Annotated in this window: 19 protein-coding genes; 7 read left to right on the top strand and 12 right to left on the bottom strand. The window is 59.6% G+C overall.

Annotation, left to right across the window (positions count from 1 at the left end; translation table 11 throughout):
* The 6 genes from J7399_RS11005 to J7399_RS11030 all read right to left on the bottom strand — a co-directional run.
* Positions 1 to 184: acetyl-coenzyme A synthetase N-terminal domain-containing protein (locus J7399_RS11005; protein WP_209086118.1), on the bottom strand; the 184-nt coding region annotated here is incomplete at its 3' end.
* A 92-nt stretch (positions 185 to 276) separates the two neighbouring features.
* Positions 277 to 1,032: an ABC transporter ATP-binding protein gene (locus J7399_RS11010; protein ID WP_209063129.1), complete on the bottom strand. Its 756-nt coding sequence runs from the start codon at positions 1,030 to 1,032 to the stop codon at positions 277 to 279.
* Between the two features lie 14 nt (positions 1,033 to 1,046).
* The gene (locus tag J7399_RS11015; RefSeq protein WP_209063127.1) at positions 1,047 to 1,802 is read right to left on the bottom strand and encodes an ABC transporter ATP-binding protein; all 756 of its coding nucleotides are present in this window, start codon (positions 1,800 to 1,802) and stop codon (positions 1,047 to 1,049) included.
* A 12-nt stretch (positions 1,803 to 1,814) separates the two neighbouring features.
* Positions 1,815 to 3,014: a branched-chain amino acid ABC transporter permease gene (locus J7399_RS11020; RefSeq protein WP_209063126.1), complete on the bottom strand. Its 1,200-nt coding sequence runs from the start codon at positions 3,012 to 3,014 to the stop codon at positions 1,815 to 1,817.
* A 3-nt stretch (positions 3,015 to 3,017) separates the two neighbouring features.
* On the bottom strand, positions 3,018 to 4,049 hold the full coding sequence (locus J7399_RS11025) for a branched-chain amino acid ABC transporter permease (protein ID WP_209086120.1): 1,032 nt from the start codon (positions 4,047 to 4,049) through the stop codon (positions 3,018 to 3,020).
* Between the two features lie 78 nt (positions 4,050 to 4,127).
* Complete coding sequence (locus J7399_RS11030) at positions 4,128 to 5,480, bottom strand: substrate-binding protein (protein WP_209086122.1); 1,353 nt, start codon at positions 5,478 to 5,480, stop codon at positions 4,128 to 4,130.
* A 229-nt stretch (positions 5,481 to 5,709) separates the two neighbouring features.
* Here J7399_RS11030 and J7399_RS11035 point away from each other — a divergent pair, with 229 nt between their 5' ends.
* From J7399_RS11035 to J7399_RS11055, 5 genes are all read left to right on the top strand, one after another.
* Positions 5,710 to 7,011, top strand: coding sequence for a helix-turn-helix transcriptional regulator (locus tag J7399_RS11035; RefSeq protein WP_209086124.1), 1,302 nt, complete (start codon positions 5,710 to 5,712; stop codon positions 7,009 to 7,011).
* Between the two features lie 81 nt (positions 7,012 to 7,092).
* On the top strand, positions 7,093 to 7,476 hold the full coding sequence (locus J7399_RS11040; protein WP_209063118.1) for a response regulator: 384 nt from the start codon (positions 7,093 to 7,095) through the stop codon (positions 7,474 to 7,476).
* A complete protein-coding gene (locus tag J7399_RS11045) occupies positions 7,473 to 7,745 on the top strand; it encodes a hypothetical protein (protein ID WP_209063116.1) in 273 nt (90 codons plus the stop codon). Before J7399_RS11040 ends, J7399_RS11045 begins: the two co-directional genes overlap by 4 nt.
* Positions 7,745 to 10,435 (top strand): ATP-binding protein, encoded by a 2,691-nt coding sequence (locus J7399_RS11050; RefSeq protein WP_209086126.1) that lies wholly within the window; start codon positions 7,745 to 7,747, stop codon positions 10,433 to 10,435. Before J7399_RS11045 ends, J7399_RS11050 begins: the two co-directional genes overlap by 1 nt.
* Positions 10,436 to 10,520: 85 nt before the next feature.
* Positions 10,521 to 11,855 carry a flagellar motor switch protein FliM gene (locus J7399_RS11055; RefSeq protein ID WP_209086128.1) on the top strand — a complete coding sequence of 445 codons (1,335 nt, stop codon included), beginning with the start codon at positions 10,521 to 10,523 and terminating at the stop codon, positions 11,853 to 11,855.
* A gap of 65 nt (positions 11,856 to 11,920) precedes the next feature.
* On the opposite strand, the gene J7399_RS11060 is transcribed toward J7399_RS11055, so the two are convergent.
* Genes J7399_RS11060 through J7399_RS11075 form a run of 4 tightly spaced genes read right to left on the bottom strand, consistent with a single transcriptional unit; the run spans position 11,921 to position 14,125 of the window.
* Positions 11,921 to 12,349 (bottom strand): TIGR01244 family sulfur transferase, encoded by a 429-nt coding sequence (locus tag J7399_RS11060; protein WP_209063109.1) that lies wholly within the window; start codon positions 12,347 to 12,349, stop codon positions 11,921 to 11,923.
* Between the two features lie 9 nt (positions 12,350 to 12,358).
* The gene (locus tag J7399_RS11065) at positions 12,359 to 12,793 is read right to left on the bottom strand and encodes a DUF6691 family protein (protein WP_209063107.1); all 435 of its coding nucleotides are present in this window, start codon (positions 12,791 to 12,793) and stop codon (positions 12,359 to 12,361) included.
* The gene (locus J7399_RS11070) at positions 12,793 to 13,218 is read right to left on the bottom strand and encodes a YeeE/YedE thiosulfate transporter family protein (protein WP_209086815.1); all 426 of its coding nucleotides are present in this window, start codon (positions 13,216 to 13,218) and stop codon (positions 12,793 to 12,795) included. The genes J7399_RS11065 and J7399_RS11070 overlap by 1 nt, the downstream gene beginning before the upstream one ends.
* A gap of 43 nt (positions 13,219 to 13,261) precedes the next feature.
* Positions 13,262 to 14,125: an MBL fold metallo-hydrolase gene (locus J7399_RS11075; RefSeq protein ID WP_209086130.1), complete on the bottom strand. Its 864-nt coding sequence runs from the start codon at positions 14,123 to 14,125 to the stop codon at positions 13,262 to 13,264.
* Between the two features lie 177 nt (positions 14,126 to 14,302).
* Between J7399_RS11075 and J7399_RS11080 the strand changes: the two genes are divergently transcribed.
* Positions 14,303 to 16,369, top strand: a complete 2,067-nt coding sequence (locus J7399_RS11080) for an enoyl-CoA hydratase-related protein (protein WP_209086133.1) — start codon at positions 14,303 to 14,305, stop codon at positions 16,367 to 16,369.
* Positions 16,370 to 16,393: 24 nt separating this feature from the next.
* Here the strand turns inward: J7399_RS11080 and J7399_RS11085 are convergent, their stop codons facing one another.
* A complete protein-coding gene (locus J7399_RS11085) occupies positions 16,394 to 16,609 on the bottom strand; it encodes a hypothetical protein (protein ID WP_209063101.1) in 216 nt (71 codons plus the stop codon).
* 282 nt (positions 16,610 to 16,891) lie between these two features.
* Here J7399_RS11085 and J7399_RS11090 point away from each other — a divergent pair, with 282 nt between their 5' ends.
* Positions 16,892 to 17,155 (top strand): DUF2312 domain-containing protein, encoded by a 264-nt coding sequence (locus J7399_RS11090; RefSeq protein ID WP_209063099.1) that lies wholly within the window; start codon positions 16,892 to 16,894, stop codon positions 17,153 to 17,155.
* 78 nt (positions 17,156 to 17,233) lie between these two features.
* Here the strand turns inward: J7399_RS11090 and J7399_RS11095 are convergent, their stop codons facing one another.
* Complete coding sequence (locus J7399_RS11095; RefSeq protein ID WP_209086135.1) at positions 17,234 to 18,109, bottom strand: hypothetical protein; 876 nt, start codon at positions 18,107 to 18,109, stop codon at positions 17,234 to 17,236.
* Positions 18,110 to 18,160 lie beyond the last annotated feature (51 nt).

Consider the following 18,160-nt stretch of genomic DNA (forward strand, 5'->3'; position numbering starts at 1 on the left):
CCGGCGTAAAGGAGGTGTTCTTCACCTTGGTGTAAGGCTTGATCCACTCCACACGCTGGCCGTGCTCGTTCCAGAACCCCTCAGGATCCGCCAGAGAGGCCGCGTACATCGCGTCGTATTTTGCTGCGGTGATAATGGCGTTCCCGGCCATTTCCGCAGACGGAGCATAGGTTTTGTCAGACATGGTTCCCCCCGAAAAGTCAAATTTGAGGCGAGGTTAGGGGGATGCGCCGTGAGGTCAAGTACGGCTTTCGGACACCCCCCTAAGAAGTTGGATCAGATCGCGAGGTATTCGGCGCGCAGCTCTTCATCTGCGAGGACTTCGGCGGCGGCGCCGTCAAACACCACGGAGCCGGTATCGAGGATCACGGCGCGGTCAGCGAGCTCGAGTGCGCGCACGGCGTTCTGTTCCACGATGATGGTCGTGATGCCCTGTTCCTTGATGATGCGGAGCGTTTTCTCGATTTCATCCACGATCACCGGCGCGAGGCCTTCATAAGGTTCATCGAGCAGAAGCACTTTGAGGTCGCGGGACAGGGCGCGGGCGATGGCAAGCATTTGCTGTTCGCCACCGGACAGGGTGACGCCTTCCTGCTTGCGGCGCTCACCAAGGCGGGGGAAGAGCTCATAAAGACGCTCAATTGACCAGCCGATGGGCGGGGCGATCTGCGCCAGTTGGATGTTCTCTTCCACGGTCAGGCCCGGGATGATGGAACGATCTTCGGGCACCAGACCAATGCCTGCGGCGGCGGCCTCATAAGACTTCATCAGGTGCAGCGGCTGGTGGTCCAGCCAGATTTCGCCATGGGTGACCTGAGGATCGTTCATGCGGGCGATGGAGCGCAGGGTCGAGGTTTTGCCCGCACCGTTGCGGCCCAGAAGGGCGAGGATTTCGCCTTCGTGCACATTGAAGCTGATGTTTTGGACGATGTAGCTCTCGCCGTAGTAGCTCTCCATGTTCCAGACGGAGAGGTAGGCGGGGGCGGTTTCGGCCAGATTGTGGCCTTTTGAGAAGTCGGGTTTGACGTTCATTTTTTCTGTCCCCCTTAAGCGGTTTCACCAAGATACGCTTCGCGCACCTTCGGATGGCCTTTGATGTTTTCCGGATCGTCCTCAACCAGCGGTGTGCCCTGGGCCAGAACGGTGATGCGCTGCGCCAGTGAGAACACCACATGCATGTCGTGTTCGATGATGGCGATGGTGATGTCGCGCTCGTCCGAGATCTGTTTCAGAAGGTCGATGGTGTTGTTGGTGTCGGCCCGTGCCATACCGGCGGTGGGTTCATCCAGCAGCAGGAGGCGCGGCTCTTGTGCCAGACACATGCCGATCTCAAGGCGGCGTTTGTCCCCGCGTGACATGGAGGCTGCGTGCATGTGACGCTTGTCGGCCATGTTCATGTCCTCAAGCATGCTTTCGGCGCGTTCAACCACGTCTTTCTCGCTGAACATATTGGCGATGGCCTGCAGCGAGAACGCCCCGTCGCGTTTGGCAAAACAGGGGATCATCATGTTTTCCATCACCGTGAGCTCCCCAAAGATCTCGGGGGTCTGGAACACACGGGAAATGCCCATCTGGTTGATCTCGTGCGGGGTGCGGCCCAGCACGGACTGGCCGTCAAACATGACAGAGCCTGTGTCCGGGATGAGTTTGCCCACAAGGCAGTTCAAGAGGGTGGATTTCCCGGCCCCGTTGGGGCCGATGATTGCATGGACGCTGTTTTCTTTGACCGAGAGGTTCACGTCTGACAGAGCCTGAAGGCCACCAAACCGCTTTCCTACGTCTTTGACTTCGAGAATTCCCATCTTTCCGTCTCCTTATTCTGCGGGTTCAGTGGAGGCCTTGGGGCCGTCCTCATCAGAGGCTTTCTTGCCGCGCAGGGCGCGCGCAAGGCGTTGGCCACCTTCGACCAGACCACCAGGCAGGTAGATCACCACCAGCATGAAGAGGATGCCGAGGGTCAGGTGCCAGCCCTTGCCGATGAAGGGGTAGATCAGGGTGATCACGAAATCCTCAAGCCCATCAGGCAGGAAGGCGAACCACTGGTGCAGAACGTCCTTGTTGATCTTGGACAGGATGTTTTCCATGTATTTGATCGCACCTGCGCCCAGAACCGGACCGATCAGCGTGCCAACACCACCCAGGATGGTCATCAGCACCACCTCGCCCGACGCTGTCCAGAACATGCGCTCGGGGCCAACCTGTGTGTCCATCGCCACCAGCAGGCCGCCAGCGAGGCCAGCATACATGCCGGAGATCACGAAGGCTGCCAATGTGTGGGGGCGCGGGTTCAGGCCGGTGTAGGACATGCGGGTCTGGTTGGATTTGATCGCGCGCAGCATCATGCCGAAAGGAGAGCGGAAGATGCGGATTGCGAGATAGAAGCTGGCCAGCATCGCAATGGCAGCGATGTAGTAGCCCGCGTTGAAGGTGAAGAGCCAATCGCCCACGTTCAGCTCAAAGCTGGCGCGCATGTCCATGCCAAAGAGGTTGGCACGACCGATTTCGCCTTCTTCCAGATTGGAAAGCAGCGGACGGTCGGTGGATTTGATCTGCAGGCCGGTTTCACCGCCAGTGATCGGCGTCAGCACCGAATAGGCGAGCGCGTAAGACATCTGCGCGAAGGCGAGCGTCAGGATCGAGAAGTAGATACCTGAGCGGCGCAGGGTGATGAACCCCACAGCCAGTGCAAAGATGCCAGCCACGACAATGCCCATGAAGATCGCAGGGATCACGTTGAGCGAGATGAGCTTCATCATCCAGATCGCGCCGTAAGAGCCCACACCCAGGAAGGCGGCGTGACCAAAGCTGAGGTAGCCGGTGAGGCCAAAGAGGATGTTAAAGCCGATGGCAAAGATGCCGAAGATCACAAAGCGCTGCATCAGGTCGGGGTAGCCCGCGTTGAATTGCGCCATGCCGGAGCTTTCCGGGAAGGGGTTGAGGATGAAGGGTGCCAGCAATGTCAGCCCGGCAACCACCAGCAGAAGCTGGAAATCTTTCTTTTCGAGACCGAGCATTGGTTATTCCTCCATGACGCCCTTGCGGCCCATCAGGCCCCGTGGACGGGTCAGCAAAATGATGATGGCAACGAGGTAGATAATGATCTGGTTCAGGCCCGGAAGGACTGCCAGAACCTCGCGCATGGATGCAAAGCTCTCAAGAATACCAAGCAGGAAGCCTGCGAGTACGGCGCCGGGCAGGCTGCCCATGCCGCCCACAACCACAACCACGAAGCTCAGGACCAGAAAGTCCATGCCCATGTGGTAGTTCGGCGAGTTGATCGGCGTGTACATGACCCCGGCGAGACCTGCGACCGCAGCGGCCAGACCAAACATGATGGTGAAGCGGCGGTCGATGTTGATGCCCAGAAGGCCCACGGTTTCGCGGTCCGCCATGCCGGCGCGCACAACCATGCCAAAGGTGGTGAACTGCAGGAAGGCAAACACGGCACCGATGATGATGGCGGCAAAGACAAAGTAGACGATGCGCCAGTAGGGGTAGATGATCAGATTGGGGTCAAAGCCAAGGGCGGCGCCAAAATCAAAAGACCCTTTGAAGGCTTCTGGAGCGGGGGTTGGGATCGGGTTTGCGCCGTAGAAATACTTGATCACTTCCTGCAGCACGATCGCCAGACCAAAGGTCACAAGGATCTGGTCGGCGTGCGGACGGGTGTAGAAGTGTTTGATCAGGCCACGTTCCATTATGAAGCCAACGGCCATCATTACCGGAATGGCAAAGAGGATCGACAGCGGGACGGCCCAGTCGATTATGGCACCGCCAGTGGCCTGGCCGAAGATATCATAGATGTAGGGCACATCCACCTTGGCCGGGTTGCCCAGAAAGTCGGTCTTGGTCTCATCAACCACGGTGTAAGAAAGTGTCAGAATGCGGCTGAGGGTGACGGCGCAGAAGGCGCCGATCATGAACAGGGCGCCGTGCGCGAAGTTCACGACCCCAAGGGTGCCAAAGATCAAGGTCAGGCCGAGAGCGATCAGCGCATAAGCTGAGCCCTTATCAAGGCCATTCAGAGTTTGAAGGATGATTACTTCCATCGGTCCGTCCCTATGTTGTCCGGAGAGGCCGGTCAGGCGTGAAAAGGGCGGGCAAAGAGCTGCCCGCCCGAAACGCGCTTATGCGCCGTTGTTACAGCTGCCCAAGGTGGCTTCTGCGCCACCCATCTGCGGGTGATCAGGCTGGTACATGACCTGCTCAACCGGGGTGACTTCAACGATTTCCAGAAGGTCGAACTCGGAGCTTGGGTTCTCTTTACCCTTCACAACCAGCACGTCTTTGAAGCACTGGTGGTCGGCGCCGCGATAGAGCGTCTTACCGTTGCCCAGACCGTCGAACTCATAGTCTTCCAGAGCTTCTGCCACGGCACATGGGGCAAAGGAGCCCGCGCGCTCAACCGCATCCGCATAAAGCAGGGTCTGCACATAGGTGGTGTGCGCGGCCTGGGATGGCGGGAAGCCATATTTGGTGCCGAAGGATTTCACGAAGGCTTTGGAGCCCTCATCGGTCAGCGACCAGTGCCAGTTGGTGGAGCCGAAGATGCCCTTCACGTTGGCACCCGCACCCTTCGCCATCAGGCGGGAGTAGAGCGGAACGATGATCTGGAAGTCTTTGCCGTTCACCTGCTTGTCACGCAGACCGAATTGAACCGCGTTGGTCAGCGAGTTCACCATGTTGCCGCCGTAGTGGTTCAGAACCAGCGTGTCGGCACCAGATTGCAGAACCGGCGCAATATAGGAGGAGAAGTCGGTTTGCGTGAGCGGGGTTTTCACCGCGGCAACGGTTTCCCAGCCCATGGCTTCGGTGGAGGCTTTCACGGCCTCTTCTGTGGTGTAACCCCAGTTGTAGTCCGCTGTCAGGTGATAGGCTTTACGGTCTTTGCCGTATGCGCCTGCGAGCACAGGTGCCAGCGCTGCGCCGGACATGTAGGAGTTGAAGAAGTGACGGAAGCCGTTGGCTTTGCGGTCTTTACCGGTGGTGTCGTTGGAGTGGGTCAGACCCGCCATGAAGATCACGCCGGCCTCTTGGCAGAGCGCCTGCACAGCCACGGCCACACCGGAGGACGAGCCACCTGTGATCATGATTGCGCCGTCTTTTTCGATCATCGACTTGGCAGATGCGCGCGCCGCGTCAGATTTGGTCTGGGTGTCGCCGGTGACGAACTCGACTTTCTTGCCAAGGATACCGTTGCCTTGCAGCGCCTTGGAGCTGAAGGTGTTCATCATGCCGCCATCGCCGCCGCCGTTGAGGTGCTCAACTGCCAGCTGGTAGGCGCGCAGCTCGTCCGCCCCTTCGTCAGCGTATGGACCGGTCTGTGGCACGTTGAAGCCCAGAGTCACGGTGCCGCCGGTGGGTTCGTTGGTGAACGCGTGAGCAGACTGCGCCGTAAAGATGGTTGGCAGAGCCAGACCGGCGCCGGTAACAGCGCTCGTTTTAAGCAAGCCACGACGTGTAAAGTTGCTTTTGGACATATAATCCTCCCGTTATGTAAAGTGCGACAGGGGCTCCTCTTCCCCGGACGTCGCGCGCACAGATGTGCAGTTTCATTATCGAAGGCGGCTCGAAAATTTCGCAACAACTGCTTTTCTTGTAACAATTTTTTTGTAAAGTAATTCGCACTGCTGTGCAGCAATTTGTAAACAAATTATTCTGCGGCGCAGAAGGTCATTGTTTTTGAAGCGAAACGTCGGGGAGGACGTGATGCCACAAAGCGGATTGGCGGGGAGCCGTATACGTGAGCGGCGCTTGGTTGCAAAGGTGCGGCAAGCGGAACTTGCTGAACGTGTGGGAATTTCTGCGAGCTACCTCAACCTAATCGAGCATAACCGGCGTCGCATCGGCGGGAAGTTGCTGAACGACATCGCCAAGGCGCTGGATGTGGAGCCCTCTTTGCTGAGTGAGGGGGCAGAGGCGGCATTGCTGGCCACATTGCGGGAGGCGGCAGCGGATGCGCAGGGGGCCTCACCCGAGGTGGCGCGCAGCGATGAATTTGCCGGGCGCTTTCCCGGATTTGCGGCGCTGATTGCGGAGCAGCACCAGAGGCTGCGCAGTCTGGAACATACGGCGGCGACGCTGACCGATCGGCTGACGCATGACCCGCATCTGGCGACCTCGGTGCATGAAATGCTGACCATGGTGACGGCAATCCGCTCAACGGCGGGTATTCTGGCGGAGACCAAGGAGATTGAGCCGGAATGGCGCAACCGGTTTCACCGCAACCTGAACGAAGACAGTCAACGGCTTGCCGAAGGGGCGGAGCAGTTGGTGTCTTATCTGGATGACGCAGGGGATGCGCGGGCGGGCATGACGCTGCCACTGGAGGAGGTGGAGGCCATGTTGCAGGCCCATGACTTTCAGTTTGATGCGCTGGGCGAAGCCTCGTTTGAAACCTTGCAGGCTTTTGTTGCCAATCAGCCGTTGCTGACCACAGAGGCGGCGCGGGACATGGCGCTGGGCGTGGTGCGGCAGCTGCGGGCGGATGCTCGGGATTTGCCGATGGAGATGCTCGCGCGTCATCTGAAAGACGGTATGGTGGAGCCGACCTGGCTTGTCAGCGAAACCGGTGCGTCGCTGAGCGCCGTGTTGCGGCGGCTGGCGGCGGTCTCTGATGCGCTGCTTGAGCGCCCGCTTGGGCTTGTGATGGCGGATGCCTCCGGCACACTTATGTTGCGCAAACCGGTGGAAGGCTTTGCGATCCCGAGATTTTCCGGCGCTTGCCCGAAGTGGCCGCTGTTTCAGGCGCTGTCACGTCCGATGCAGGCGCTGCGGCAACGGCTGACCATGGCAGGTCGGGAGGCGCGGGATTTTGACTGTTATGCGGTCTCTGAGCCTGTGGGCCAGATACAGGTGAATGTGGCACCGCTGTATCACGCATATATGTTGATTGTTCCGCTGGACGTGAAAGATGACACCGGGGCCCCGGTTGGCTCCTCCTGTCGGGTCTGTCCGCTGGAGCTCTGTGACGGCCGCCGGGAGCCCTCACTTTTGGCCGCGCGATCATGACGCAAGAAATCCTCTTGGCTTTTGCCAAGCGCACGCTAAAAATGGACCACCGTTTGTGGACTTTCGGGGAGGGGAGGCTGCATGGGCAAGAATGTTCTCGTCATTGAAGATGAGCCCAATATCATTGAAGCAATCAGCTTTATTCTGTCGCGGGACGGCTGGACTGTGGCGACCCATTCCAACGGGCATGATGCCGTTGGCGTGGTGACTGCGGCGTTGCCGGATGTTGTGATCCTGGATGTGATGCTGCCTGGCAAGAATGGCTATGACATTCTGCGGGAGCTGCGTGAGGCTGAGCTCACCAAAGGCATTCCGGTGCTGATGCTGACAGCCAAAGGGCAGGTCAAAGATCGTGAGATGGCCGCGCGCGCAGGCGCAAGCCGGTTCATGACCAAACCATTTTCCAATGCCGAAGTGCTGGATGCCGTGCGGGAGCTGGTGGTGGGTGAGCAGCAGGCTCAATGAGCGATCGGCCCAATATCCCGTTTCTGGAGCGGCAGAGCTATCGCCGTCGCAGGTTGATTGACACCGTTCGCATGGTGCCTGTTGTGGGCGCTGTGCTGTGGGCGGTGCCGTTGCTGTGGCCCACCCCTGAAGATGGTGCAGGCAGCGTCGCCAGCTCGGACGCCATCATCTATATCTTTCTGGTCTGGTTTGCGCTTGTGCTGCTTGGGGCTTGGTTTGCCTTTCTGATGAAACGCAGTGATGCGCAGGAGGAAGGTGGGGGGCGCTGATGGGGGCGTTAAACATCCTCGTCGGCGTTTGCCTGATCTATGTCGCCTTTCTGTTTGCGGTGGCTTTTGGTGCGGAGCGTGCGGCGCTCAACGGCAAAGGCGGCTGGCTGCGCAGTCCGCTGATCTACACGCTGTCGCTGTCCATCTATTGCACCGCCTGGACGTTTTATGGCGCGGTTGGCTATGCGGCGCGCTCCGGGTTGGAGTATCTGACGATCTATATCGGCCCGTCACTGGTGGTGATCGGCTGGTGGTGGTTGCTGCGCAAACTGGTGCGCATCGGGCGCAGTCAGCGCATCACCTCGATTGCGGATCTGATCTCCTCGCGTTACGGAAAATCCAATATGCTCGCGGTTGGGGTAACCATTCTCGCGGTGATTGGCACCACGCCCTACATCGCGCTGCAGCTGCAATCTGTCACCGTGAGTTTTGGCGTTTTCTCAGATGCTTACGGAGCAGAGTTGACGGAGATTAATCACGGTAACAACGCTCTGCTGGTGGCCTGCGGATTGGCGCTCTTCACAATTGTCTTTGGCACGCGCAATCTTGATGCCAATGAGCGCCACCACGGTGTGGTCATGGCAATTGCGGTGGAGGCGATTGTCAAACTCTTCGCGCTTCTGGCGGTTGGGGCCTTTGTGGTCTGGGGCGTCGCGGGCGGTGTGAGCGATATTTTCGAGCGGATTGACGCCAGCAAGATCGGTCAGTGGGACATGCGCGGTGACCGCTGGGCGACGCTAATCTTTCTCTCGGCGGCCGCATTTTTGTGTCTGCCGCGGATGTTTCAGGTCATGGTGGTGGAGAATGAGGACGAAGATCACCTGCGCACGGCAAGCTGGGCCTTTCCGCTTTACCTGATGGTGATGAGCCTCTTTGTGGTGCCGATTGCGGTGGTTGGCCTTGATATGATGCCGCCCGGAGCCAACCCTGATTTCTTTGTGCTGACCGTGCCGCTGGCGACGGGGAATGACGGGCTGGCGATGCTGTCGTTTCTGGGCGGGTTTTCCAGCGCGACCTCTATGGTGATTGTCGCCGCGCTGGCGCTTTCGACCATGGTGTCCAACCATATTGTCATGCCGATCTGGCTGAGCGCGCAAAGCGGGGGCGCGACCGTGTCTGGCGATGTGCGCCATGTGGTGCTGTTGTCGCGCCGGATCTCGATCGCGGCTGTTGTCTTTCTGGGCTACCTCTATTTCCGCCTGTCCGGCGGAGGGGCGGCGCTGGCCTCCATCGGGTTGATCTCTTTTGCCGGTGTGGCGCAGTTCCTGCCGGTGCTGATTGGCGGGATTTTCTGGCGCGGGGCCACGCGCACCGGCGCCTTTGTGGGCCTGAGCGTGGGCTTTCTGATCTGGGCCTACACGCTGTTGCTGCCCAGCTTTGGGACCGGAACGCTGATCGGCACTGCGGTGCTGACAGAGGGGCCGTTTGGGCTTGGCTGGCTGCGGCCACAGGCGTTTTTTGGCATCACGGGGATGGACCCGCTGGTGCATGCGATCTTCTGGTCGATGCTGCTGAACACGCTGAGCTTCTTCATTGCTTCGCTGGTGGGCTTTCCCTCACCACTTGAACGGCTGCAGGGAGCGCAGTTTGTGAATGTGTTTGAGCACAGCCGCACGCCGCAGAGCTGGAGCGGGAGTCTTGCGCAGAGTGAAGACCTGATGGTGATGGCGCAGCGCATCATTGGCGCGCGGGAGGCGCAGCGGTTGTTTGAGCGCGAGGCGCGTCGGCAGGGCTTGAGCGGACTGGTGCCCGAGCCGTCACCGGATTTCCTTGCGGTGCTGGAGCGTGAGCTGGCGGGTTCTGTGGGCGCGGCGACGGCCCATGCGATGATCGGGCAGATTGTGGGCGGTGCCTCGGTGTCGGTGGAAGACCTGATGGCGGTGGCGGATGAAACCGCGCAGATGATGGAATATTCCTCGCGGCTTGAGGCGAAATCTGAAGAACAGGCGCGCACCGCACGGCAGTTGAGGCAGGCCAACGAGAAGCTCACGCAGATCTCGGAGCAGAAGGATGCCTTCCTCAGTCAGGTCAGCCATGAGTTGCGCACGCCGATGACCTCTATCCGTGCCTTTTCGGAGATTTTGCGCGACAGTGACCGGCTGAGTGCGAAGGAAAAGGTGCGCTACAGCTCGATCATCCACGATGAGGCGATCCGCCTGACACGGCTGCTGGATGATCTGTTGGACCTGAGTGTTTTGGAGAACGGACAGGTGAGCCTGAATGAGCAGACCGGTGTGCTTGGTGATGTGCTTGATCATGCCCTGTCAAGCGCGCTGACGGGCAATCAGACCGTCGAACTTCGGGTGATGCGGGATCTTCTGTCGGAGAAAGTGACCCTGACCACCGATCTTGATCGCCTCAGTCAGGTCTTTATCAATCTTATTGGAAACGCTCAGAAATATTGTGATGCGCCAACGCCGAAGCTGCATATCTCGGTGCAATACGGGCAGGGGCAGCTGGTGATTGATTTTATCGACAATGGCAGCGGCATTTCCAAGGCGGATCAGGCGGTGATTTTTGAAAAATTCGCCCGGACCGGCGAGCAGAAAGTCAGCGGCGCGGGGCTTGGTCTGGCGATTTGCCGAGAGATTATGACCCGTCTGGGCGGCTCAGTGGACTACCTGCCGGGGCAGGGTGGCGCAGCCTTTCGGGTGATCCTGCCACAATCCGCAGCGCTCGCGGCACAATGACCGGTTTTTGAAGGCGTTTTAGCGGCTTCGTAGAGGGGCTGTTAACCTTATTGGGGCAAATCTGCCATGGAACGGATCCACAAATATGGCAGTGATGAACATGGGCGAGACCAAAGGCAGCTCCATTCTCAGACGTAAGGCAACGGACGGCAGCACCGAGCATCAGGCGCGGGCGATGTCGCCGACTAAAGCCATGCGGCTTGGGCTGGCCAAGGCTGCTGAGAAGGGGCTCGATCTGGCGCTTGATGTGACCAAAGTGACTCACACAACGCTGCCGCACCGTGCGCTGCAGGAGATTCTCGATGAAGAATCGCTGCTGGCCATTCTAGAAGGGCAGAACGGTGAGCCCGGTGCAATGGCTGTGGATATGCAGGTGCTCGCCGGGCTGGTGGAATTCCAGACGCTGGGACAGGTGATCCCCAAGCCGGTCGTGGATCGTGTGCCGACTCGCGTGGATGCCGCTTTGATCACCCCGCTGATGGAAGATGCGCTGATGCGGTTTGTCCGCAATCTCGGCGAGGAGGGCGAGCCGCCGAAATGGCTGCAGCACTACAAGTTCGGCGCGATGGTGGCGGACCGGCGGACCTTGTCGCTGGGCATGATGGCGCAGGACTACCATATGTTCGTGATGGACATCACGCTGGAGCATGGCAAGAAAACCGGCACCATGGCGTGGATTTTCCCGGACATCGAAGTGCTTGTTGAAGGCAGTGACGAGGAAGAGAAATCCGGTGCTGAGAAATTCCAGAGCACGGTCAAGCAGGCAACCACCACGCTGAATGCGGTGATCGGCAAGGTTTCCATGCCGATTGCGCAAATTCAGGGCTTGCAGGTTGGCGATGTGCTGAAACTGCCGGAAGACCCGATCAAATCCGCCAAGTTGGAAGCGCTGGGTGGTGAGGTGATCGCGGATGCCCGCATTGGTCAGCTCGACGGGATGCGCGCGGTCTGTGTGCCGGGGCTTGCTGGCGCGGCTTTGGCGAGCGGTTTGACGAATGGTCTTGCAGGTGCATCTAATATGGGCGGTCTGCCCGGGATGGATGAGCCTGCCATGCCTGCAATGGGCGGCATGCCGGATATGGGCGGCGATTTGCCTGCCATGGGTGGCATGCCTGATATGGACACACCGGCCCTGCCTGACCTAAGCGGCGGTGGCCTTCCTGATCTGGACGGCGGTATGCCGGACATGGGTGGGGATCTGCCTGATCTGGGCGGTGGATTGCCCGATCTTGATGGTGGTGGTCTGCCTGATCTTGGCGGCGATCTGCCGGATCTGGATTCCATGGGTGGCATCGGATTGGATGCAGACAGCGGTGAAGACTTTGGCGGGTTGGACGATCTGGATGATCTTATCAATCTGGGCTCAGATGATATCGGTGATCCGATGGCGCTGGCGGATCTGGATCTGCCCGGCACATAAGTCCGGCCGTATACCCAAAGAAAAAGCCCCGATCAATCGGGGCTTTTCTATTCTTAATCAAATTCTTATTTGTTGTTTTTGATCTGATCGAGATGCGGTTTTAGACCGGAGAGATCGTAGCCGCCCTGCGCGGCAGCGTTGACGATGTCTTCAGAGGCCATCTCGCCCGCATGTGCCAGCGCCCAGCAGATCGTGGAGCGCGTGCCGGAGCGGCAGTAGGCCAGAACTTTGCCTTCGCAATCCGCAAGACTGTCGCGCTGAAGCGCCTGACGGTCTTCGGTCATGGTTTCCATGGTCAGCGGGTTGACCACATATTTCAGACCAGCTGCCTCGGCGGCGGCGCGCATGGTTTCGCTGTGCTGGTCCGGGCCGACTTCGCCGTCGGGCCGGTTGTTGATGACAAGTCCAAAGCCAGCATCGGCAAGGGCGGCGAAGTCTGCTGCGTCAATCTGAGGCGCGGCAAAGAAGCGGTCGGTGATCTGACGAATATCCATGCGGATTGATTACTCGGCGGGAACCGCTCTGTCTAGCTGCGCGCGTGCAAATGGGGTGAGGATCATGCCAGCGAGCATCGCGGCAAAGAACACCCAATGCGGCCAGCCGCCATAGCTGAGTGAGGCGACCGCAGGGCCGGGGCAGAGGCCCGCCAATCCCCAGCCAACCCCAAAAAGCACAGATCCCACAACAAGATTGCGGCCAAGTTTCGGCTCTGGCGGTTTGGGGAAGGTGCCGCCAACCAGTGGCTTGCGCCCCTCAGCGATGCGCCAGGCGATCGCCATGGGGATGATGGCACCGCCCATCACAAATGCGAGTGTCGGGTCCCAAGCGCCAAAAACATCGAGCCAGCCCTGAACTTTGGCGGCGTCGGTCATGCCGGAGAGAAAGAGGCCCGTGCCAAAGAGGCCACCGGCAAGAAACGCGAGCAGGAAACGGGGCATCAGATCACTCCCAGAAGATGGCGGAAGAGCACGACGGTCAGGCCGCCTGCGAGGATGTAGAAGACAGTGGCCACAATCCCGCGCAGCGACAGGCGGGAGATGCCGCAGACGCCGTGGCCGGAGGTGCAGCCATTGGCCATACGTGTGCCGATGCCCACGCAGAGACCGGCGGCAACCAGAACCAGCAGATTCTGGGTCACATGGGTGTCGACCGGCCCCGCCACAGGCAGCAACAAAAGCGGCAGGGCAAAGACCCCCAGCAGAAAGATCGCCCGTTCTGCCCAATTGCTGCGTCCAGAGCCGTCGACCAGCCCGCCAAGGATGCCGCTTGCGCCCATGATACGGCCGTTACCCAGCAGAAAGACCGCACCACCGGTGCCGATCAACAGGCCGCCAGCCAGCCCCCAGAGCCAATCGGCGGGGATCGCATTCAACATGTGTTTTCCTTTTCTTACAGTGCCTTGAGGATCAAAGCTTATTTATGGGAACCTTGAGGTAGACATCGCCATCCTCATCCGGTTCCGGCATCAGGCCTGCGCGCATGTTCACTTGCAGCGAGGGGATGATGAGTTTGGGCATCGAGAGTGTGGCGTCGCGCGCATCGCGCATGGCGACAAAGCTTGCCTGATCTGCCTCGGCCCCCACATGCACGTTGTTGGCTTTCTGCGCGGCGACTGTGGTTTCCCAGGCAAATTCATCACGTCCGGGGGCTTTGTAGTCGTGGCCGACGAAGATGCGGGTGTCATCCGGCAGGGAGAGGATTTTCTGGATCGATTGAAAAAGATCCTCAGAGGAGCCGCCGGGGAAGTCACAGCGGGCAGTGCCGAAATCGGGCATGAACAGTGTGTCGCCTACAAAGGCCGCATCGCCAATCACATAGGTCATGCAGGCCGGTGTGTGGCCAGGCGTGTGCAGAACATCACAGCGCATCTGGCCGATCATGAAGCTGTCGCCTTCAGAGAAGAGCTGGTCAAACTGTGAGCCGTCGCGCTGAAACTCGGTGCCTTCGTTGAAGATTTTCCCGAAGGTGTCCTGAATGAGCGTGATGTTTTTGCCGATGCCGATTTTGCCGCCAAGCTGTTCCTGCAGGTAGGGGGCGGCGGAGAGATGATCGGCGTGGACGTGGCTTTCCAAGATCCAGTCGACCTTCAGCGCGTTGGCTTTGATGTGCGCAATGATCGCATCTGCGGATTTTGTATCGGTCCGCCCGGCGGCGTGGTCAAAATCCAGCACGCTGTCGATGATGGCACAGGCGCTGCCTTCCGGGTCTTTGACCACAAAGGAGACAGTGTTGGTCGCATCATCAAAGAAGGCGGTGACGTCTGGCTTCATTAGAATTCCTCCATAGGATGCACATATAATAAAAGTCGCATATGTTTCAAGGGTGGTGTGCATGTCTATTTGCTGTCAAAAAATGTGCGGCGGCGATCTCAGGCTTGCGTGAGAGGGACAGGCCGCTAAACTCTGAAAACACAAAGACTTGCACCATAAGATTGTCAGGGTTGAGGCATGACGCAGTTGCTAGACTATCGGATTGAGGGCGGGGTGGCGATCCTTTCCCTGTCAGAGCCGCCATCGGACGCGCGGGGCGCGCCTGTGCGCCAGGCGGTGCAGGAGGCTGTGGCGCGCGCGCTTGAGGATCAGATGGTTGGGGCCATCGCGCTGATCGGCGCGGCTGGCGATTTTGCCGGTGGCAGCGATTATGCGGAGATTGGTGCACCCAAAAATCCTCTGCGGCTTAGCGATCTGTGCAACATGGTTGAGGCGGCGGGTAAACCGGTGGTGATCGGATTGAGCGGTGCCGTTGTTGGCAGCGGATTGGAGTTTGCGCTGGCATGTCACTATCGCGTAGCGCATCACACCGCGCAATTTGCCATGCCGGACGCGGCGCTTGGGGTGATCCCCGGCGCGGGGGCGACCCAACGGTTGCCGCGATTGATTGGCGCGGATGCCGCGCTGAAGCTGTTGCTGGCGGGGGCGGTGCTGCCTGCGAACGCACCGGAGCTGGAAGGCGCGGTGGATGAGGTGGCTGAGGGCGATATCGAGGAAGCCACGGTTCTTTTTGCGCTGACCTGCATTGCTCAGTTCAAGCCTGCGCGACCGACGCGGGAGGCCTTTGAGCAGATCAGCGATTTTGCCGGACATCAGAAATCCATTGAGAGCTGGCGCAAACGTCTTGCCGCGCAGGGGCAGGATGCGGGGCACGCGATTGTGGAATGCGTGCGGGTTGCGCCGTTGTTGCCGTTTGATGTTGGCTTGGATTTTGAGCGGGACCGTTTTGAAGAGCTGCTGAACGGCAAGCAGCGCGCAGCGTTGCAGCATGTGGCGCTTGCGGAGCGCCGAGAGATGCGCTTGTCGGAACTGCTGGACGAAGCGCCTCGGGAGATCAAGACGCTTGGTGTGATTGTCGGGCGTGACCGGTTGGGCGCGGAGCTGGCGCTGGCGGGGCTGCGCTCCGGCTTTGAGGTGGTGATGGTGGCGCAGGTGCCTGCCGCACTCGATCTGGCGCAAAAACGCCTTGAGGCGGTGCTGCACCGGCAGACGGAACGCGGGCAGGTCTCAGGCGCGCAGGCAGATGCGATGCGGGCAGCGCTGTCGACGCCCCAAGATCTGGTGGCGCTGAGCGCGGCGGATATGGTGATCGAAGCGGTGGGGCTGGGGCAGGAAGTGTCCCGTCAGTTGGTGGCACAGCTCGACGGCATTGTGGATGAGGGGGCGCTCATTGTGGTGCATGATCCCGCGGCACCGCTTGAGACATTGGCGAGCGCGACGGAGAATCCGGAAGATCTTTTAAGCCTTTACGTGCCGAACCTCTACCTGCGCACTGCCGGTGTGGAGATCGGGGCTGGGGCACAGACCGGTGGCGCTGCGATGGCCACCTGTGTTGAGGCGCTGAGCAAGATGGGCTTTTTCCCGGTGACGGCCAAGGCGCAGGCCGGGCTTGTCGGACAGACCCTGATGGGGGCCTGTATCCGCGCGGCAGAGGAGCTTTTGCGCCTTGGGGCCGATCCTTACGAAGTCGACTGGGTGATGTTGGGCTGGGGCATGGCGCGTGGGCCGTTTCAGGTGGCGGATGCCTTGGGGCTGAATGCGCCGGGGTTGCGCATAGCCGGGGCTAGCCTGTCAGCGTCGCTTTATGGCAATGGGCGCGAAGGGCGCGACATGCGCAAAGGGTGGTATCTCTATTCGATGGAGCACCCGCTGGGAGAGGCCGATGAGGCCGCCCGCGATCTGTTGGCGGTGGCGCTGGCCGAGGACACGCGGCCCTTGCCCAAGACAAGCACCAAAGAGGCGGAGATCACACGCAGTTGCCTTGCGGCCATGGCCAATGCCGGCGCCAAGCTTTTGCGGCAGGGTGTGGTGAAAACGCCTGCGGAGATTGACGTCGCCATGATCCATGGCTTCGGTTTTCCGCGCTGGCGCGGTGGGCCGATGATGGCGAGCGATCAATTGGGGCTGATCCCGCTGCGCACGCAGCTGCGGGTTCTGGCGGAAGGGGATGCCGAATATTGGCAGCCTGAGCCACTATTTGATGAGTTGATCAAAGAGGCGCAGGGATTTGGCTCGCTAAATTGAGCGCGGTGGCGCCGGGGGCGGCGGTCAGGAGAAAGAAATTCCGACCATCACCACCATGAGCCCGATCACGGAGAGAAACAGCGCGCCCATGTTGAGGGGGACAACCTTCTGAACTGCGGCGCGCAGCTCTTCGTCAGAGAGGCCTGCGCGTTTGGCCTTGGCGACTTTCACGATGGAGAGCATGAGGCCCAGCAGACCAATCAGCGACAAGAGGGCGCCGCCCCAGATCATCCATTGCATGTGGTGTTCCTTCAATTGCGAGGCCGGGCCGTTGGGGCCGCGTCAGCCGTGAAAAGCGCCTAGCGGATTGTGGGGCAGGGATCAAGCATGGGCGCGCCTTGTGCGACAAACCGGGTCAGAGGCCGCATGTTGCGAGAGAATTGGTCGATGCGCGCGGAGTGCCCCTTGCATAGCGGCGCTCTTTGCGGTCTATACGAGCCTTATTAATTGGCGTCTGAGCAGGCGTCGTGGGTGTTGCGGGAGGTCCCGAACACGCGCATCAGGCAAGACAAGAGGTCACTTATGAGCGAAGGCACATCGTCAGACTCCCAATACAGCGTCACCGGTCAGGAGCTGAAGCAATTCATCGAGCGCGTGGAGCGTTTGGAAGAAGAAAAGAAAGAAGTGTCTGAGCAGATCAAAGAGGTCTTTGCTGAGATGAAGGGCCGTGGATTCGATGTGAAGGCGATCCGCACTATACTGCGCGAGCGCAAGCAGGATCCAAACGACATTGCCGAGCAAGAGGCGGTGATCGACATGTACAAAGCGGCGCTTGGCATGGGATAACCTGCGCTGTCGCAGAGTTTACACGGATTGGAACGGCTCCTTTTGGGGGCCGTTTTATTTTTGCGCGCGTGGATTGGCTTATGGGTGGATCAGGGTCACGCCGGGGATGCGTTCGATGCGGAAGACATCTTCGTCATAGGCGTCTGACATAGCGTCCACCATCGCCTCGGTCCAACCGGGCAGGTCGAGCTCTTCCTCGATCTCATCTTCGAGCGCAAACTTATCCAGAAACGCCGCATAGACCCTGCGTTTCTGAATCTCGGTGAGGCCGGGGTGCTCCTCCAGAAAGGTGTTCAGACGCGCCATGCCCTCTTCGCTCATGATATTTTGCAAAAGCGACGTGCCGCCCGCAATCGGCGTGTTGGGATCAAGCCCGGCCATTTCGCGCAAAATCTCTTCCCAGATCAGGGGGGTGTCTTCATTACACCAGATGGTGACCGGCATATGCGGCACGGCCTCGCGCACATTTAGGATCAGATCGGACCAGCGCAGCTGAAGCGGGTCACAATTGTCGGTGACTTCCTCGATGCTGTGCTTGGGCGAGGCTTTGACCAGCGCGGGTACAAAGGTGGCCGGATTGCGAATGGAGATGAAGATCTCGATATCCTCGCCGTAAAACAGCGAAGACATCGTGCGCAGCCGTTCCGGTGCGGCGGGAAACAGCATGTTGTTGCGGATGGCGCGGCGTGGCACGCCGAAGAAATTGTCGTTGGACAGGATCAGCCGGTCAGGCTGTGTGTCACCAATCATGCCGGACATGACCGCGCCTTTGAAATCCGTTGCCATCACGGATTTGCTCATCTCGCCGAGCGTGTCGCGGATCTGACGACGATAGGTGCTGGGTGGCGGCAAAGCGATGCCGTGATCGGCCAGCAGAGCCTTGTTCTGGTTCAGGCTGCCCAGGAGTTTGCCTTCGTCTGTGTAGTGCGCGCCCGCATGTAGGACAATCTGCATGTTCTTTTTCGTTTTTGGATTGTGCTTGGCACAAGTATAGCTTCGTTTCTG

Origin of the sequence: Shimia sp. R9_1 (assembly GCF_017743775.1) — a bacterium.
Taxonomy (GTDB): domain Bacteria; phylum Pseudomonadota; class Alphaproteobacteria; order Rhodobacterales; family Rhodobacteraceae; genus Shimia.

Bases quoted from the DNA above. Each gene is read 5' to 3' on its own strand.
- J7399_RS11010 (WP_209063129.1), bottom strand. From the start codon at position 1,032: ATGAACGTCAAACCCGACTTCTCAAAAGGCCACAATCTGGCCGAAACC.
- J7399_RS11015 (WP_209063127.1), bottom strand. From the start codon at position 1,802: ATGGGAATTCTCGAAGTCAAAGACGTAGGAAAGCGGTTTGGTGGCCTT.
- J7399_RS11020 (WP_209063126.1), bottom strand. From the start codon at position 3,014: ATGCTCGGTCTCGAAAAGAAAGATTTCCAGCTTCTGCTGGTGGTTGCC.
- J7399_RS11025 (WP_209086120.1), bottom strand. From the start codon at position 4,049: ATGGAAGTAATCATCCTTCAAACTCTGAATGGCCTTGATAAGGGCTCA.
- J7399_RS11030 (WP_209086122.1), bottom strand. From the start codon at position 5,480: ATGTCCAAAAGCAACTTTACACGTCGTGGCTTGCTTAAAACGAGCGCT.
- J7399_RS11035 (WP_209086124.1), top strand. From the start codon at position 5,710: ATGCCACAAAGCGGATTGGCGGGGAGCCGTATACGTGAGCGGCGCTTG.
- J7399_RS11040 (WP_209063118.1), top strand. From the start codon at position 7,093: ATGGGCAAGAATGTTCTCGTCATTGAAGATGAGCCCAATATCATTGAA.
- J7399_RS11045 (WP_209063116.1), top strand. From the start codon at position 7,473: ATGAGCGATCGGCCCAATATCCCGTTTCTGGAGCGGCAGAGCTATCGC.
- J7399_RS11050 (WP_209086126.1), top strand. From the start codon at position 7,745: ATGGGGGCGTTAAACATCCTCGTCGGCGTTTGCCTGATCTATGTCGCC.
- J7399_RS11055 (WP_209086128.1), top strand. From the start codon at position 10,521: ATGGCAGTGATGAACATGGGCGAGACCAAAGGCAGCTCCATTCTCAGA.
- J7399_RS11060 (WP_209063109.1), bottom strand. From the start codon at position 12,349: ATGGATATTCGTCAGATCACCGACCGCTTCTTTGCCGCGCCTCAGATT.
- J7399_RS11065 (WP_209063107.1), bottom strand. From the start codon at position 12,793: ATGCCCCGTTTCCTGCTCGCGTTTCTTGCCGGTGGCCTCTTTGGCACG.
- J7399_RS11075 (WP_209086130.1), bottom strand. From the start codon at position 14,125: ATGAAGCCAGACGTCACCGCCTTCTTTGATGATGCGACCAACACTGTC.
- J7399_RS11080 (WP_209086133.1), top strand. From the start codon at position 14,303: ATGACGCAGTTGCTAGACTATCGGATTGAGGGCGGGGTGGCGATCCTT.
- J7399_RS11085 (WP_209063101.1), bottom strand. From the start codon at position 16,609: ATGCAATGGATGATCTGGGGCGGCGCCCTCTTGTCGCTGATTGGTCTG.
- J7399_RS11090 (WP_209063099.1), top strand. From the start codon at position 16,892: ATGAGCGAAGGCACATCGTCAGACTCCCAATACAGCGTCACCGGTCAG.
- J7399_RS11095 (WP_209086135.1), bottom strand. From the start codon at position 18,109: ATGCAGATTGTCCTACATGCGGGCGCGCACTACACAGACGAAGGCAAA.